13 protein-coding genes are annotated in these 15,487 nt (G+C 69.1%); 2 read left to right on the top strand and 11 right to left on the bottom strand.

Translation table 11 applies throughout. The annotated features are described in order from the left end of the window. Positions 1-12 precede the first annotated feature (12 nt). Complete coding sequence (locus tag A3CU_RS46865) at positions 13-750, bottom strand: TetR/AcrR family transcriptional regulator (protein ID WP_043842722.1); 738 nt, start codon at positions 748-750, stop codon at positions 13-15. Positions 751-825: 75 nt separating this feature from the next. On the opposite strand from A3CU_RS46865, the gene A3CU_RS46870 reads away from it, so the two are divergent. Continuing rightward, positions 826-2,364 carry an FAD-dependent monooxygenase gene (locus A3CU_RS46870; protein WP_052372258.1) on the top strand — a complete coding sequence of 513 codons (1,539 nt, stop codon included), beginning with the start codon at positions 826-828 and terminating at the stop codon, positions 2,362-2,364. A gap of 14 nt (positions 2,365-2,378) precedes the next feature. On the opposite strand, the gene A3CU_RS0127490 is transcribed toward A3CU_RS46870, so the two are convergent. The 5 genes from A3CU_RS0127490 to A3CU_RS0127510 all read right to left on the bottom strand — a co-directional run bounded on the left by A3CU_RS0127490 (position 2,379) and on the right by A3CU_RS0127510 (position 7,255). Next, complete coding sequence (locus A3CU_RS0127490) at positions 2,379-2,885, bottom strand: mycothiol transferase (RefSeq protein WP_027945006.1); 507 nt, start codon at positions 2,883-2,885, stop codon at positions 2,379-2,381. Positions 2,886-2,895: 10 nt separating this feature from the next. Continuing rightward, complete coding sequence (locus A3CU_RS46875; protein ID WP_052372260.1) at positions 2,896-3,387, bottom strand: MmpS family transport accessory protein; 492 nt, start codon at positions 3,385-3,387, stop codon at positions 2,896-2,898. Positions 3,388-3,540: 153 nt separating this feature from the next. After that, positions 3,541-4,290, bottom strand: coding sequence for an MgtC/SapB family protein (locus tag A3CU_RS0127500; RefSeq protein WP_027945007.1), 750 nt, complete (start codon positions 4,288-4,290; stop codon positions 3,541-3,543). Positions 4,291-4,301: 11 nt separating this feature from the next. Further along, complete coding sequence (locus A3CU_RS0127505) at positions 4,302-5,816, bottom strand: FGGY-family carbohydrate kinase (protein WP_043842724.1); 1,515 nt, start codon at positions 5,814-5,816, stop codon at positions 4,302-4,304. A gap of 11 nt (positions 5,817-5,827) precedes the next feature. Next, complete coding sequence (locus tag A3CU_RS0127510) at positions 5,828-7,255, bottom strand: L-fucose/L-arabinose isomerase family protein (protein WP_027945009.1); 1,428 nt, start codon at positions 7,253-7,255, stop codon at positions 5,828-5,830. A 207-nt stretch (positions 7,256-7,462) separates the two neighbouring features. On the opposite strand from A3CU_RS0127510, the gene A3CU_RS0127515 reads away from it, so the two are divergent. After that, positions 7,463-8,443: a LacI family DNA-binding transcriptional regulator gene (locus tag A3CU_RS0127515; protein ID WP_027945010.1), complete on the top strand. Its 981-nt coding sequence runs from the start codon at positions 7,463-7,465 to the stop codon at positions 8,441-8,443. An 11-nt stretch (positions 8,444-8,454) separates the two neighbouring features. Here the strand turns inward: A3CU_RS0127515 and A3CU_RS0127520 are convergent, their stop codons facing one another. The 5 genes from A3CU_RS0127520 to A3CU_RS0127540 all read right to left on the bottom strand — a co-directional run bounded on the left by A3CU_RS0127520 (position 8,455) and on the right by A3CU_RS0127540 (position 15,333). Then, the gene (locus A3CU_RS0127520; protein WP_027945011.1) at positions 8,455-9,468 is read right to left on the bottom strand and encodes a substrate-binding domain-containing protein; all 1,014 of its coding nucleotides are present in this window, start codon (positions 9,466-9,468) and stop codon (positions 8,455-8,457) included. Positions 9,469-9,527: 59 nt separating this feature from the next. Beyond that, the gene (locus tag A3CU_RS46880) at positions 9,528-10,550 is read right to left on the bottom strand and encodes an ABC transporter permease (protein WP_052372261.1); all 1,023 of its coding nucleotides are present in this window, start codon (positions 10,548-10,550) and stop codon (positions 9,528-9,530) included. Between the two features lie 20 nt (positions 10,551-10,570). Next, positions 10,571-12,121 (bottom strand): sugar ABC transporter ATP-binding protein, encoded by a 1,551-nt coding sequence (locus tag A3CU_RS46885; RefSeq protein WP_043842747.1) that lies wholly within the window; start codon positions 12,119-12,121, stop codon positions 10,571-10,573. A gap of 244 nt (positions 12,122-12,365) precedes the next feature. Next, positions 12,366-14,303: a S9 family peptidase gene (locus A3CU_RS0127535; RefSeq protein ID WP_027945012.1), complete on the bottom strand. Its 1,938-nt coding sequence runs from the start codon at positions 14,301-14,303 to the stop codon at positions 12,366-12,368. Positions 14,304-14,364: 61 nt separating this feature from the next. Continuing rightward, positions 14,365-15,333 carry a TerC family protein gene (locus A3CU_RS0127540; protein ID WP_027945013.1) on the bottom strand — a complete coding sequence of 323 codons (969 nt, stop codon included), beginning with the start codon at positions 15,331-15,333 and terminating at the stop codon, positions 14,365-14,367. Positions 15,334-15,487: the final 154 nt, after the last annotated feature.

Genomic DNA, 15,487 nt, shown 5'->3' on the forward strand with positions numbered 1-15,487 from the left:
GAACCTGGGTGCTCATCGGTCAGGCAGGTCGAGGTTCATCGTGGTCGCCACACCTGCCAGCAGCACGGACAGGCCGTGGCGAAACCTGTCGCGTTCGGATGTGTCGCCGACGAGCCGGTGAAACACCTCCTGCCGATCCTCGCCAGCGAACAGCGCCTGGGTATGCGGAAACTGCCCGGTGGCGAACTGACTTTCGACGAACCGCTCGGCCGCTTCGAACTCCTTGTCATCTGGGGCGACGCCCATCTCGGCCGAGCGCAGCACGTTGCCGCGCACATAGTCATCCACGAGGCCGAGCAGCGCGAATTTTTCGGGGGCGTCCAGGCCAGTGTCGGCGATCGCGGCGAGTGACTGTTCGAAATGACGCATGGCGTTGGGGCCGTGCGGCGCGTTCTGAAGGGAATGGAGGGCCCATGGGTGGCGCATCAGCACATCCCAGGTACTCAGCGCGACCGCGGTGAGGGCGTCGTACCAGTGGGCCGGGAACTCGTCGCCGGGGATCAGCACCTCGGCCATGATCGCGTCGTCCATCAGCGCGACCAACTCGTCTTTCGTACGCACGTAGTAGTAGAGCGTCATGGTGCCGGCGCCCAGTTCGCTGGCGACGCGGCGCATCGACACCGCGGCGAACCCCTCGGTGTCCGCGATCGTCAGCGCGGTCGACGCGATCTGGTCACGGGTGAACTTCGGCCGGCGAGAACCGGGCTCCGGCCGGGTCCAGATCAGTGCCGCCCCTTCCACGCTTGCCACTCGTACACTGTACCGTTAAGTTATTCGTACATCGTACGATAGTTTGGTACAAGATACGAAGAACAGGAGCCCAGGATGAGAGAGATCGACGTGGTGATCGCCGGAGGCGGCCCGACCGGGCTCACCCTGGCCTGTGAACTCGCCGTTCGCGGCATCGAATTCCGCATCATCGACCGGGCCGAGGGCTTCTTCGGCGGATCGCGCGCCGACGGCATCCAGCCGCGGACCATGGAGGTCTTCGCCGATCTCGGGGTGATCGACCCGATGCTGGCCGCCGGTGATCTCGGCACGGTGATGCGCGCCTACCGGGGAAACGAGGTCGTCTGGGAGGGCCGGATGGCCGAGCCCGTCGAACCGACCCCGTCCATGCCGTACCCGAACCCCTGGTTCGTGCCCCAGTTCCGCACCGAGGAGATCCTCCGCGAGCGGCTCGCCGAACTTGGCGGGCAGGTCGAGCTGTCGACCGAGTTGACCGACTTCACCCAGGACGCCGACGGTGTGACCGCGACGCTGGTCGCCAACGGCGTCCCCGAGACCGTGCGCGCCCGGTACCTGGTGGGCGCGGACGGCGGGCACAGCACGGTGCGCAAGCACCTCGGTATCGCCTTTCCCGGCGAGACCGACGAGGGCACCACGATGCTGTTCGCGGACGCACGAGTGGACGGCCTCAGTCACGACCACGGCCGGATCTGGCCGACGGGCGAGGGCGCCGTCTCAGTGATGCCGTTGTCCGGGACCGAACTGTTCGTCGTGGCGGCGACGCCTCCGGAGGACTCGGACGAGCCCGTCCTCGGCTACCTGCAACGGCAAATCACCGAGTCGTCGGGCCGGGAAGACATCGTGGTGCGCGAGGTCACCTGGTGCACCACCTGGCGGGCGAACACCCGGCTGGCCGAGCGCTTCCGGGACGGCCGGGTCTTTCTGGCCGGTGACGCCGGGCACGTACACCCACCGACCGGCGGCCAGGGCATGAACACGGGCGTCCAGGACGCCTATAACCTCGGTTGGAAACTCGCCGCCGCACTGTCCGGTACCGCCGACGACCTCCTGGACAGTTACGAAACGGAACGGCTGGCGGCGGCCCGCACCGCGCTGGACCTCAGCACGGCCCTGTTGGAGAAACACAAGCGCGGCGATGAAGACGCGCACGTGCGCGGCCCGGAGCTGTACGGGCTCACGCTGAACTACCGCGGCGGTCCACTCTCCCGCGACGACCGCAAGGAACCCGGCACGCTCAGCGCCGGCGACCGCGCGCCGGATGCCCCCGCGAGCACGCCGGACGGCCGGCCGGTGCGGCTGTTCGACCTCTTCCACGGTCCACACTGGACTCTGCTCGCCTTCGGCGCGGAGCACGCCGGCACGGTCGCGGACCTCGCCGGACGGTTCGGCCCTGCCCTGCGCGCATTCACCGTGGTCCAGCCCGGTCAACTCGCCGACCGCAACGCGGTGGTGGACAGCGACGGACACATCCGGGCCGGGTATGACGCGGCGGAGGGCACCCTGATGCTGGTCCGCCCGGACGGCTACCTCGGCCTCGTGACGAGCCGCGGCGCCGAGCGGCTGACGGAATACTGGAACGCGCTGCACGGCAGCCGGATGCCCGCCACAGCGTGATGGCCCCCGGTCCCTTACCGCTGGTCGAGGATCCCGCGGATGAAGGCGGCTTGCCCAGCGTGCTGCATGTCATCGTCGAGCACGCTCACCAGCCGGACCCCCAGGGACACGGGCGGGTCCCACCCCTCGTCCACGATGCGGTCGAGTTGGGATTCCTCGAGGCCGTCGAGCCAGGCGACGGTCTGCGCGTGCACAGCGTCGTGATACTCGGTCAGCAGGTCCGCGGGGGCGCGGACCGTGGCCACTGTCGCCGAGGAGTGCCCGTACCCGGTGTCTGCCGGATCGAGCGGAAGCGCGAACCGCTCATGGAAGCCACGCGTCGTCCACACCTGCTCGGTTCCGGCCAGGTCGGCGAGGTGATCGTCCTGGACCCGGGTCAGGTGCCACACCAGCCAGGCGATCGAATTCGCTTGTGGGGCAACGCGTTCGGCGAGCTGGTCCACGCTCAGCCCCTGGACGGCGTCATGCACCGATTCACGGATCCGGCCGAATCCGTCGATCACCAAGTCGGCAACGGTCATGCCAACCAGGCTATCCCCCGGCGATCAAACCGGCAGCGACGAAGCACCGGACCACACCCCCGGGTGTGGCGACGGTCTGTTCCGCGAGCAGCGTCCCGTCGACCGTGATCCGGCACTTCAGCGTTCCCTGCCCCCTGTCCTCGGCGGAGAGGCTGTAGAACTGCCCGCTGTGCGCGGGGATCTGCCAGCTCAACGATGCCGACCATGGGCCATCCGCCTCGGCGACCTGCGCGATGTTGGAATCCTGGACGACATAGGTGATGTTGAGGGCGCGGCCCCCGCTGAGCTCGTACTGGACGGAATGGGTGACCGGGGGTGCGGGCGCGGGGGTGACCGGCCCGGCCGCCGGCATACCGGCCGGCGGGCCCTGCGCCACGCTCGTCCGATGCGTGGTGAGCACACCGAAGACGAGACCGACAGCCAGCACTACGCCAAGGCCGGCGATCAGTGCTACAGAACCGTGACGAAGCCTTCGCTCCGGTGTGGAGTCCACCGCGGCCACACGACCTTTCCTCGTCTTCAACGGTTACTCGAGAGCCGAGGGCGAATCGTTACCAGTGCGAATCCTGTGGCGATTCTTTCACCCGTGTGGGGTAATAAGGGAGTTTCGGACGACGTGCGCCGCAATTACCCGAGGCCCTCCCGTGAAGGCCCGCTATTCGCTCGCGTCGTCGATGTCCCCGGTCTCCACGGAGATGACCCCGGACTGCCCTGCGAGCGCCGTCAGCAGGTCGTTGACCTGCCTCGGGCCAAGCAGCCGCAGGCGCAGGTCGATCAGCGAGCGGAACCTGACGTAGCCTCCGCTGTGCCCGTCTTCCTCGTCGTCGTCGCGGTCGAGTATCTGACGGTGGGTGACGGCCTGCTCGACGGAGTATCCGGAACGGGTGGCCAGTTCGAGGATCGTCCGCAGCACCCCCTCGCCGTCCCGGTAGGTCACCCGGACGGCCGCGGTGGCCGGGCGGGTGCGGGTCAGCAGGCGAACCAGCGGCGGGTAGCCGTAAACGACCAGGAAATGGGCCGCCGTGACCACCAGCGCGAGCAGCGGCAGGCCGGCGGCGCAAGCGCACCCCACGGCCACGCTCATCCACACCACGGCCGCCGTGGTGAGACCGCGCACGATGTCCCGCCGCACGAAGATCAGCCCGCCGCCGATGAACCCGATCCCGGACACGATCTGCGCCGCCACCCGGGAGGGGTCCAGCACGATCCGGCCCTCGGTGAGCACGTCGGTGAAACCGTACTTGCTGACCAGGAGAAACAGCGCGGCACCGACACCGACGAGGGTGTGCGTGCGCAACCCGGCGCTCTTCTGCTTGAGTTCGCGTTCCAGCCCGATCAGCGAACACAGCACGAGCGCGAGCAGGAGTTCACCGATCTGCGTCCAACCCTGACCTGACGGCTCCATGGTCGGCCAGTTTACGATCTCCCCTCGGCCTGCTTGTGCTGATCGGCCAAGAAATGCGTGATGTCCACGGTGGCCGGATAAAGCGCGCGGTAACGGCGATAGAACTCGTCATAGACGGCCGTGCGCGCCGGATCCGGCCGGACCGTGGCGGACACCGGGTTCCACGCCGCGACATCGGGTTCTGCTCCGGTGGCGACCGCGGCGAGCAACGCGTCGCCCAGCGCGGCGCCGATCGTCTCGGCCGGCACCTGCTGCTCCTGGCCGGTCACGTCGGTCACGATCTGGGTCCACAGTCCGCCCTGCGTCCCCCCGCCGACCGCGACCAGTCGTTTGGCCCGCCCACCCGAGGCGTGCATGACCTCCAGGTTGTGCCGAACGCCGTAGGCGATTCCCTCCAGGGTCGCCCGATACAGCTCCCCCAGCCCGTGACCGGTGGTCAGGCCGGCGATGATCCCGCGGGCGTCGGGATCGAACAGCGGGGTGCGCTCGCCGGCGAAGTACGGCAGCAGCAACAATCCCCGGCTGCCCGCCGGCACCTCGGCGGCCCGGCGGAGGAGATCGGCGAAATCGCCGCCGACCAACTCGCGCAGCCAACTGGTGATGGCACCGGACGTGGCCATGCCCGCCGCCAGCGAAAACGTGCCCGGGAAGGCGCCGCGGGTGGTCCACAGGCCGGGGTGGGGCCGTGGGTCGGCGAGCACCTGCACGAGGAACATCGTGGTGCCGTACATGACCATCGTGTCCCCCGGGTCGGCGACGCCGACGCTGGCCGCCTCCGCCCACGCGTCCACGGTCCCGGTGGTGACCGGTAGTCCTTGGGGCAGGCCGGTTTCCCGTGCCGCCGCGGCGGTCACCCGGCCGGCCACCTCGGTGGGCCAGAGCAGCCGGGGCAACTCGATCCCCGGCGCCACCTTCGCCGACCAGTCCGGTGCCCACCGGGCGTCGCGCAGGTCGTACATCGGGTCGCATTGGCTTGCCGAATGATGATCCAGCACGTACTCGCCGGTGAGCCGGTGTACCAGGAACGAACTGGCCATCAGGAACAGCCTGGTGCGGGCGAAAACCTCCGGCTCGTGGCGGGCGAGCCACACCCATTTCGGCCCGACCGCCTGGGAGGACAGCGGGGTGCCGGCACGGTCCAGAATGGACTCCGCGCCGAGTTCGGCGGTCAGCTCGGCGATTTCGGCCTCCGCCCGGGTGTCCACTCCATACAGGATCGCCGGGCGGAGCGGCCGGCCATCGGCGTCCGCGGGCAGCAGCACCGGACCGATGCCGCTCACCGCGAGCCCGGCCAGCCGCCGGCCGTCGGCGGCGGCCACCAGCTCGCGCGCGATGGCCAGGAAGTCCTGCCACCACACGGTTTCCGCGTCGTGCTCGACCCAGCCTGGGTGCGGGTGTGACGTTTCGTGCGGGCGTGAGGCGCGGGCCAGGATCTCGCCTCGCGGCGTCACCAGCACGCCCTTCGAACTCGACGTGCCGATGTCGATGCCCAGGAGCAGCCCGTCGCCCACGGAATCAGCGGCCATTCCCGGGCTCCTTAAGCGCTCTCGCCGGCGCGGGTCCACTCCTCAAGCCGCACGCCCAGCAGTTTGGCCACGGCCCGCATCTCCGGGCGCCGGTCGCCGGGGACGGCGTGGATGTGGTTCGCGCCGAAGCGGGACAGGAACGTCGGCCCGTCCACGTCCAGCCGGGCGAAGGCATGCGGCCATTCCGGGGTCGACTGCCGGATCAGCTCTTCGTTGGTGGCCTCGTCGTAACTTTCGAAATCGCCGAGCATCAGTTGCAGTCGGTATTCGCCCGCTTCCCGGGTGAGCCGGCCGAGCGTCATCCGGCCCGGTGCGGCGATGTGCTGCACGGAAGCGCCGCCCGCCGGGAAGAAGAACACCTCGGGATAGAGATTGACCTTGGCGAGGTTCTCCGCGGGATCGTCGCTGCGCGCCGCGTACCAGGTCGCGTGCTGGCCCGAGTTGCACAGGTCCCAGATGTCCCGATCCGCGTGGTAGTGCCGGACGTCGGCGAAGAGCACCGGGTCACCGGAGATCTTGTGGAACAGCTGCATGGTGAGCGCGCCGTCCATGTCCGCCTCGGTGGCGGTGACGTGCACGGGCTTCGGCCCGTTCCAGTCGTAGGGGTCGTTGAGGAAGGCCTCGGTGACATCCATCGTGGCGAAGTGCTCGGTCAGCTCGGGCTGGCCCTTGATACCGGAAAAGTCGAGCTTGCGTTCCTCGATGATCTCGCGGATCGCCAGGTACGACCGGATCTGCCGCTCCAGCAGTTCCGGCGTGAGCTTCTTGCCGTCGTAGTGCACACCCGCGGCATGCTTTTCGATCCATTCCCGCGCCTTGACCGCCTCGCCGGCGTCGGCCTGCTCGGCGCGGAGCACGAGTTCGTACTGGTCGATCTCCTCGACGTCGATGCCGAACTGGCGCATCCACTGGTCGGTGTTGGCGACCGCGGTGTTCATGCCCATCGGCCGCCCGCCGAACCGGCCGAACGTGGCACCGCGCAGCGACGCCACCGCGGCGGCGGCCCGTGCCTGGACGCCCACGTCGGCGATCAGCGCGGCATCGTCGGGGGCGCCCCACAGGCGGGTGTGGGTGCGGCCGATCTGGTCGAGGGCACCGCCGGCGGCGAGCATGCCGACCAGCCCGGGCTCGGTGGGATCGGTGCTGGCCACCAGGACCAGCGGGGTGCTGGTGGCGTCCGCGGCGAGCATGGTGAAGTGCGGGAAGCTCCACACCGCGTAGTAGAAGATCGTCACGTCCACGCCCGCGGCCGCGACCTGCCGGGCCACGGAAGTCGCGAGCGTGTTCGTGGCCACCAGTTCCTCGCCGGCCACCACCTGATGGCCCGCCGCGCTCAGCGACCGGACCAAGGCGTCCTGTTTGGACTGAATGAACCCGGCGTTGCGCGCGTGCACATGGTCGCGTCCGTCCGAGATGCTGATCACGCCGATGCGGGCCACGGTATCTGCCTTCCGGGGTGTCGAGTAATCGATTACTCAGACGCTATGCTGGACAGTGAGCGGTGTCAAATACGACCCAGTGCGCCGATGAGCGGTCCCCACACCGAAGTGGCGGGCTATCGTGTCGGCGGGAGGCTCGACCAGCGCGAAGACCGGCTCGCCACTCGGTCGCGCCGAGCGCCGCCGGCGTGGCAACAGGAGGAAAAGGTGGCGACCATCAACGACGTGGCCCGGCGCGCCGGGGTGTCCACGGCCACCGTCTCCCGCGCGCTCAACGGTAAGTCCACAGTGGACCCGGCGTTGGTGACACGGGTCCGCGCGGCGGCCAAGGAGCTCGGGTACCACCCCAACGGCCTGGCCCGCAATCTCCGGCGGCAGGAGACCGCGGTCCTCGCCCTGATCATCGCCGACGTGGAGAACCCGTTCTTCACCGCGATCGCCCGTGGCGTCGAGGATGTTGCGCAGGCCGAGGGCTACTCCGTGGTGCTGTGCAACTCCGACGAGAGCGCGGAAAAGGAGCGTCGCTACATCGATGTGGCGCTCCAGGAACGGGTTGCCGGGGTGATCCTCTCCCCTACCGGCGCGACGTCCAACGTCGAACGGCTACACGAACGCGGCACGCCGGTCGTCGCCGTGGACCGGCCACTCCCGGCGGGCGATCAGGTGCTGGTGGACACGCGGCTCGCCGCACGGGAAGCCACCAACCACCTGATCGCCGCCGGATACCGCAGAATCGGCTGCGTGACCGGACCCGCCGGGGTACGCACCGCGAACGACCGCCTCGCCGGCTACCGCGACGCGATCCGGGCCGCGAACCGTCCGGAACTCTTCCGCCACGGACAGTACTGGGCCGCCGGTGGAAAGCAGGCCACGGTCGAGTTGCTCGCCGAGCCCGAACCACCCGACGCGCTGCTGATCGCCAACAGCGCCATGGCAATCGGCGTGCTCGAAGCCCTCAGCGAAGCGAAGCTGCGTCTCGGCCGTGACATCGGCGTCGTCACCTTCGACGACGCCGCGTGGGCCACCCTGATCGACCCGCCGTTGACCGTCGTGGCCCAGCCCGCCTACGAAATCGGCGAGCAGGCCGCGAAACTCCTCTTCGCCAGAATCGGCGACCCCTCCCCGCCACCGCACACGGTCACCCTCGCGGCGCGGCTGGTCACCCGCGGCAGCACCCTGCGCGGGTAAGCCGCTCACCGCTATTGGCGGTTGAGTTCGGCGTAGACCTGTGGCGCGTTGTCCTTGGTGACCAGTTTCGTCGACAGGGTGTCGGTTTTCGGCACCTGCTGGCAGTCGATGAGCAGCTTCTTCGCCGCGTCGACCGCCTCCCTTCCACCGGTGGGGTAAACGAACGTGGCAGAGATTCGCCCGGCCTCGACCGCCTTGATCCCGCCCGCCTCGATGGGCAGCCCGTCGATCCCGGTGATCGGCAGGTCCGGCCGCCCGGCGTTGGTCGCGGCGATCCGCGCGCCTTCGGCCATCGGGTCGTTCTGCGAATAGATCGCCTGGATGTCGGGGTTCGCCTTGAGAATCGCGTCCGCCTGCTGCTCGCCCTTGTCCTGCAGCCAGTCGCCGTCCTGGGCGGCGACGATCTGGATGTTGTGGCCGGCGATGCCCTGGTCGAACCCGTCGGCGCGCTCCTTCGCCGGGGTGGACCCGGCCAGCCCGCGCAACTCGGCGATCTTCCCGCCCTGCGGCAGCAGCACGTTCGCGAAGTACTGCCCGGCCTGTCGGCCGATGTCGACGTTGTCCGCGCCGATGAACTCGGTGTAGGCGTCGCCGTCCACCTTGCGGTCGAGCACCAGGACCGGGATTCCCTTGTCGTAGGCCTGTTTCACCACCGCGGTGAGCGGCGTCGCCTCGTTCGGGCTGATGATCAGCAGGTCGATCTGCTGGGTGAGAAAGTTGGTCACCTGCTCGACCTGCTTCGCGTTGTCCTGTGCGGCATCGGCGAACTTGACGGTGAACTGGGGCACCGTCGAGGCGGCCTGGCGAATGTCGTCGTCCATCCGCTGGCGGTACGGCTCGGCCACGTTCGCCTGGCTCATGCCGATCGTGTAACTCCCGCCCGGGCCGTGACATTTGCTGGGCGCCGCCTGCTGCCCGCCGCCCGTACCCGCGTTCTCGTGGGTGGTGCCGCACGCCGTGCCGGCCGCGATCACGGCACACGCCGCCAGCGCCGCACCCACCACCGTGGATGACCGCATCGTCATTCCCCTCCACCTCCTGTGCTGTTGTTGAAGTTCTCCTCTGATGTGAATCCGACGCGAAGTCACGAAACCGATGCCGGACGCAACTGTTGCAGGCCCGCGGCCAGGACGATGACCAGGCCGATGATGAGCAGTTGGACGTTGGAGTCGACGTTGCGCAGCCCGAGGATGTTGCGAAGCACACCGACGAGCAGGGCGCCCGCGACCGTGCCGGCCACCGAGCCGCGGCCCCCGGCAAGGCTGGTGCCGCCGATCACGACGGCGGCGATCGCGTCCAGTTCGTATCCCGTGCCGTCGTTGGGACCGCCGAAGTTCAACTGTCCCGCGTGGACGATGCCGGCCAGCGCCGCCAGCAGCCCGCAGAAGCCGAACACCAGGATTTTCACCCGCGTCACCGGCACCCCGGACAGCCGCGCCGCCTTCTCGTTGCCGCCGATGGCATACACGTGCCGCGAAAACGCGCTGACCCGCAGCAGCACCACGGCCAGCGCGGCGACCACGATGAAGATCAGCGCCGGGATCGGGACCAGGCCGTCGAAGGTCCGCTCGCCCAGCAACGAGAACGCAGGCGGTGCCTGGCCCGGCCGGTCGCCATAGGTGATCGCGATCGCCTGCCCGCCGGACCAGATCCGGGCCAGCCCGCGCGCGATCTGCATGCCCGCGAGGGTCACGATGAACGCCTGGATGCCGAAGGTCGCGATCGCGACCCCCTGCAGCAACCCGAAGGCCAGGCCGATGGCCAGCACACTCAGCACCGCCGGCACAATCCCGAAACCGTTGTTCACCAGCAACGACGCCGACCCGACGCTGGCCAGGCCGAGCACCGAGCCGACCGACAGGTCGATCCCGCCGATCAGGATCACCAGGGTCATCCCCACGGCGAGAATGCCGATCTCGGAAATCGACCGCACGACGTTGAACAGGTTGCCGGAGTCGAGGAACAGCAGTTGCCCGTTCTTGCTCGGCGAGTAGAACACCGCGGCGATGAACACCAGGGCAAGGCCGAACAGGCTCTGGAACTTGAACAGGGTGGGCAGGAACTGGCGGCGCCGGTCGAGGGCTCCTTCGGCGAGCTTGGTGTTCATCGCTGTCCCTCCGCGGTTGTTCAACCCCCACCTCCCACGGTCAGGCCCTCCACGGCACCCTGCCCCATCGCGGCGGCGAGCACCTCGGCCTCCGACACCTCGCTGGTATTCAGCTCGTGCACGCTTCGCCCGTCCCGCACGAGGACTACCCGATGACACACGCCGACCAGCTCGGCCGGCTCCGACGACGCGAGCAGCACCCCGAGGCCCTGGCTCGCCGCCTCCCAGAGCAACCGGTAGATCTCCGCCTTGGCGCCGACGTCGACGCCCCGCGTCGGCTCGTCCAGTAGCAGCAGGCGGGGCTCGGTGAGCAGGTTGCGACCGAGCACCACTTTCTGCTGGTTCCCACCGGAAAGCGCGCCGACCGGTGCGTGGAGCGACGCGAGCTTCACCCCCAGCCGCTCGGTGGCGGTTCGTGCCGTGCCGCGTTCCCGCTTGGACGACACCAGCCCCAGCCGGGCAATCCTGTCCACAATGGATAACACGGTGTTGGCCAGCACCGAGTGCTCCAGGGCCAGCCCGGCGATCCGCCGGTCCTCGGGCACGAACGCGATGCCGAGTTCGAGGGCCTGCCGCGGCCCGCGCGGCCGGACCGGCCGGCCACCGAGCAGGACCCGGCCGTCCCACGGTCCCCGCGCGCCCACCCCGTACAGCGTCTCCAGCAGTTCGGTCCGGCCGGAGCCGAGCAATCCGGCGAGCCCGACGATCTCCCCTTCCCCAACCCGAAGCGTGATTCCGGCCGGATCGCGGCGGCCCGGCCGCGACCGCCGCACCGCCAGACCCTCCACCCGGAGCAGGTCGGCTGCCCCCGACGTCACCGCCACCGCCTCGCCCGCGCCGTCGGTCGCGCGGAACATCAGGTGCACCGGGCGCCCGACCATGGCCTCGGATGCCTGCGCCGCGGTCATCGACCGGGCGTCGAACTCGGCCACCACCCCGCCGTTGCGCAGCACCGTCGCCCGGTCGGCGACCCGCCCGATCTCCTCCATGCGGTGGGAGATGTAGACGATCCCGGCCCCGGCCAGGCGCAGCTCGGCGATCACCGCGAACAGCCGGTCGACCTCGCGCGCGGACAGCGCGGACGTCGGCTCGTCCATGATCAGGAGACGGGCCTCGTGGGAAAGCGCCTTGACGATGGTGACCAGCTGCTGTTCGCCGGTGCGCAACTGCTCGACCGGGCGCCGCGGGTCGATGGGCACCCCGGTGCGCTCGATCAGCGCGGCGGTCTCGCGCACCATGCGCCGGCGGTCGACGACGCCCAACCGGGTCCTGGGCTCCCGCCCGAGGAACACGTTCTCCGCGACCGACAGCGCGGGTACCAGGTCCAGCTCCTGGTGGATCATCGCGATCCCGGCCCGCTGGGCGTCGGCCGGTCCGGTGAACCGCACCGGCTCGCCGCCGATCCGGATCCGGCCCCGATATCCACCGACCTCGCCGGAGAGGATCTTCATCAGGGTGGACTTGCCGGCGCCGTTCTCGCCCAGCAGTGCGTGCACTTCCCCGGCCCGCACCGTGAAGTCGGCGCCGGCGACGGCCTGCACCCCGCCGAAGGACTTGCTTACGCCGATCATCTCGACCAGCGGAGCGCTCGATTCAGCCACGACGCGTCTCGTCCATCTCGACTCCGCACTTGAGCGAGAAATCGATTACTTCGGCGAAGTTAGATGGGGTCACGCCACGTGTCAATCCCTCAATCGGGCTCGGCTGTGTCCAACCCGCATCAAAGGAGTGTTCAACTCACGGCGGTTCAGGTTCAACTCGCGCGCGCCCCATTTCACGCGCGCGAGTCGAACCTTCACACCTTCGAGTAGAGCGTCAGAGCCGGCGGCTCCACCAGTCGAGCACGGCTTCGAAGCGCTGGATCCGGTGCCGCGGCCGGCCGGACCGGCTCAGCTCGTGCCCTTCACCGGGGAAGAGCAGCATCTCCACCGGCGTGCCCGCACGCTTGAGCGCGACGAACATGCGCTGCGCCTGCTCCACCGGGCAGCGCCAGTCGTGCTCGGAATGCACCACGGCGAACGGGATCTTGATGCGGTCGGCGTAGCTGAGCGGGCTGCGGTCGAGTTGAGTCTGCAGGTCCGATCCGACGTAGGCGTCGGTGAACATGTAGCCGATGTCCGAACTGCCGGTGAAGGAGTCCCACGCGTTCACCGCGCGCTCGCTCCACGCCGCCCGGAACCGCTCGCCGTGGTGACTGGCCAGCCAGCCGGTCATGAACCCGCCGTAGGAGCCGCCCATCACGCCGACTCGCGACGCGTCGAGATCCGGGCGGGTCAGCGCGGCGTCCAGCAGTGCCAGCAGGTCGTCCGCATCGACCGTGCCGAGCCCGTGCACGATCGCGCGGCCGTGACTCTCGCCGTAGCCGGAGGAGCCACGCGGGTTGCCCATCACCACGGCGTAACCGGCCGAGGCGTACACCTGTGCCTCGTCGAACAGGCCCCAGTCGTAGGCCGAGAACGGCCCACCGTGGATGACGAGCAGCACCGGATGCGGCCCCTCTCCTTCCGGGCGCACCAGCCAGCCGTGCACCGGGTAGCCATCGGGCGCGGTGGCCGACAGCTCCTCGACCGGCCGGATTCCCTTCTCCCGGACCGGTTTCGACCAGTCGGTGAGCACCCGGGTGCCACCGTTTTCGACCACGACGACATCGCCCGCGCTCTCCGGCGTGGCGACCACGGCGACGATCCGCTCGCCGTCCACGGCGAAGGCACGCACCGCCGCGCGTTCCCCGGTCACCAGCGACAGCTTGTCCAGCGGGACACCGTCGGCGTCCTGCGGGACCGCGCGCAACTCGACGCTCCCCCGGTTCCCCACGGCCACCAGCACCTGGTCGCCGTAGGGCACCGGGCCACCGGCCGCGGGTGCACACGCCACCGTCTCGGCCTCGGTCATCCGCCTCGGCACCGCGGGCTCGCCGCCGGTGGCGGGCAGCACGGCCGACCACAACCCGGGGTTCCGCACGTCCCAGTTCGGCCCGACGAACTCCGAACCCAGGTACCAGACGACACCATCCTCGCCGACCACGGGATGTTCCGCGTCACCCGCGGTCCGCACGGCGAGCACGGGCTCGCCGCCCTCGGCGGGGACGGCATAGATGTCGGCCTCCTCCGTGGCGGTGGCACCCCAGTCCCGCTTGGCCACGACGAGCACGGCCCGACCGTCCGGCGTCCACGCGGGGTCAGCCACGTCGACCCGGTCGTCGGTGAGCGGTTCGAGCTCCCGTGCCTCGTCCTGGATGTCCAAAACGAACAGTCGCTGCCGCCGGTCGACCAGGAAGCCGATGTTGTCCAACCGGTAGTCAAGCCTGGTGATGTGCCGGGGCGCCTCCTCGTCGGGCTCGGACTTGGTACCGCCCTCGTCAGGCGTCCCGTAGCGGCCCGGCTCGGGGATCCGCGCGGTGAACGCGACCCGCCGCGAGTCGGGCGCCCACACCGGCCGGCCCGCACCGAGGGGCAGGTCCGTGAGCTTGCGCGCGTCGCCACCGCCGGTGGGCATCACGTACAACTGGGGACGGTCTTTCTGTCCGTCGGCGCGCAGGAAGGCGACCCAGCGACCGTCGGGCGAGATCGAGGGAGAGGAGTCCCGCTCGCCGTGAGTCCAGCGCCGGACCGCGCCGTCGAGACCCACCTGCCACAGGGTGCCGCGATAGCTGTTGGTTCCGGGATCGGGGTTGGTCAGCCCGGCCAGCAGGAAGTCACCGTGCAAGGCCGGGGTTCCGGGGACGGCAAGGAGTTCGAGATCGACAGGACGCATGGCGCCGACGCTACCGCGCCGGTGCCGGGTTTTGGCGCGTCCAGCGAAACCCTGGCCGGCGTCACCGTAGTGACGAAGCCCGTCCCGGAGGGTCACGCCGGGATTTGGCCAGGCTGAGCAATGTTGTGACGGTGAGCACGCCGACGATCACCCCGAGGGAGAGCCAGTTGCTGAAGTCCAGCCAGTCCGGCACGACGTGATACTCGTTGAGCGCGTGCAGAACCAGTTTCGCGCCGATGAAGCCCAGGATGATCGCCAACCCGTAAGACAGGTAGACGAGTCGGTTCACCAGGCCGCCGAGCAGGAAATACAGCTGCCGCAACCCCATCAACGCGAAGGCGTTGGCGGCGAAGACCAGAAAGCCCTCCTGGGTGATGCCGAAGATCGCCGGGATCGAATCGACCGCGAACAGCAGGTCGGCGCTGCCGATCGCCACGATCACCAGCGCCATCGGGGTCATCCGGCGCTTGCGGTCGATCGTGATGAACGCCCGGTGCCCGTGGAACTCCTCGGTCACCGGGTAGATCTTGCGCACCCAGCGGGTGAGCGCGTTTTCCCGGTACTCGGTCTCGTCGTCGTTGCCGCGCAGCATGTTGATCGCGGTCCACAGCAGTACGGCGCCGAAGGCGAAGAACACCCAGACGAACCGCGAGATGAGCGCCGCACCGATCGCGATGAACACGCTGCGCATCATCAGCGCGAGCAGGATGCCCACCAGCAGCACCCGGTGCTGGTGGATCACCGGCACCTTGAACGACGCCATGATCACCATGAAGATGAACAGGTTGTCCACCGACAGCGAGTACTCGGTGAGGTAGCCGGTGAAGAACTGGGCGCCGTAGTCATGCCCCGCGAACACCCAGATCCCGGCCCCGAACAGCACGGCGCAGAGGACGTAGAACACGACCCAGCGCGCCGCCTCGCCGGTGGTTATCTCATGTGGCCGGTGGTCCACGATCACCAGGTCCACCGCGATCAGGACGAGCAAGCCCACAACGGTGGCGGCCCACAGCCACAACGGGACGTACATCTATGCGAAAACCTCCGGTTAGCGCGCATGGCGCCGAGCCGGAGGTCTCTTCCGCCAGAAACACTGGCCGACGGTGCCGGGGTCCCGCAGGACAACCGTGCTGACGACACCGCCGCGAAGGAATACTCCCCTCCACGTACGCCTGCCATCATGA

The sequence above is a fragment of the Amycolatopsis taiwanensis DSM 45107 genome (genome assembly GCF_000519205.1).
Taxonomy (GTDB): Bacteria; Actinomycetota; Actinomycetes; order Mycobacteriales; family Pseudonocardiaceae; genus Amycolatopsis_E; species Amycolatopsis_E taiwanensis.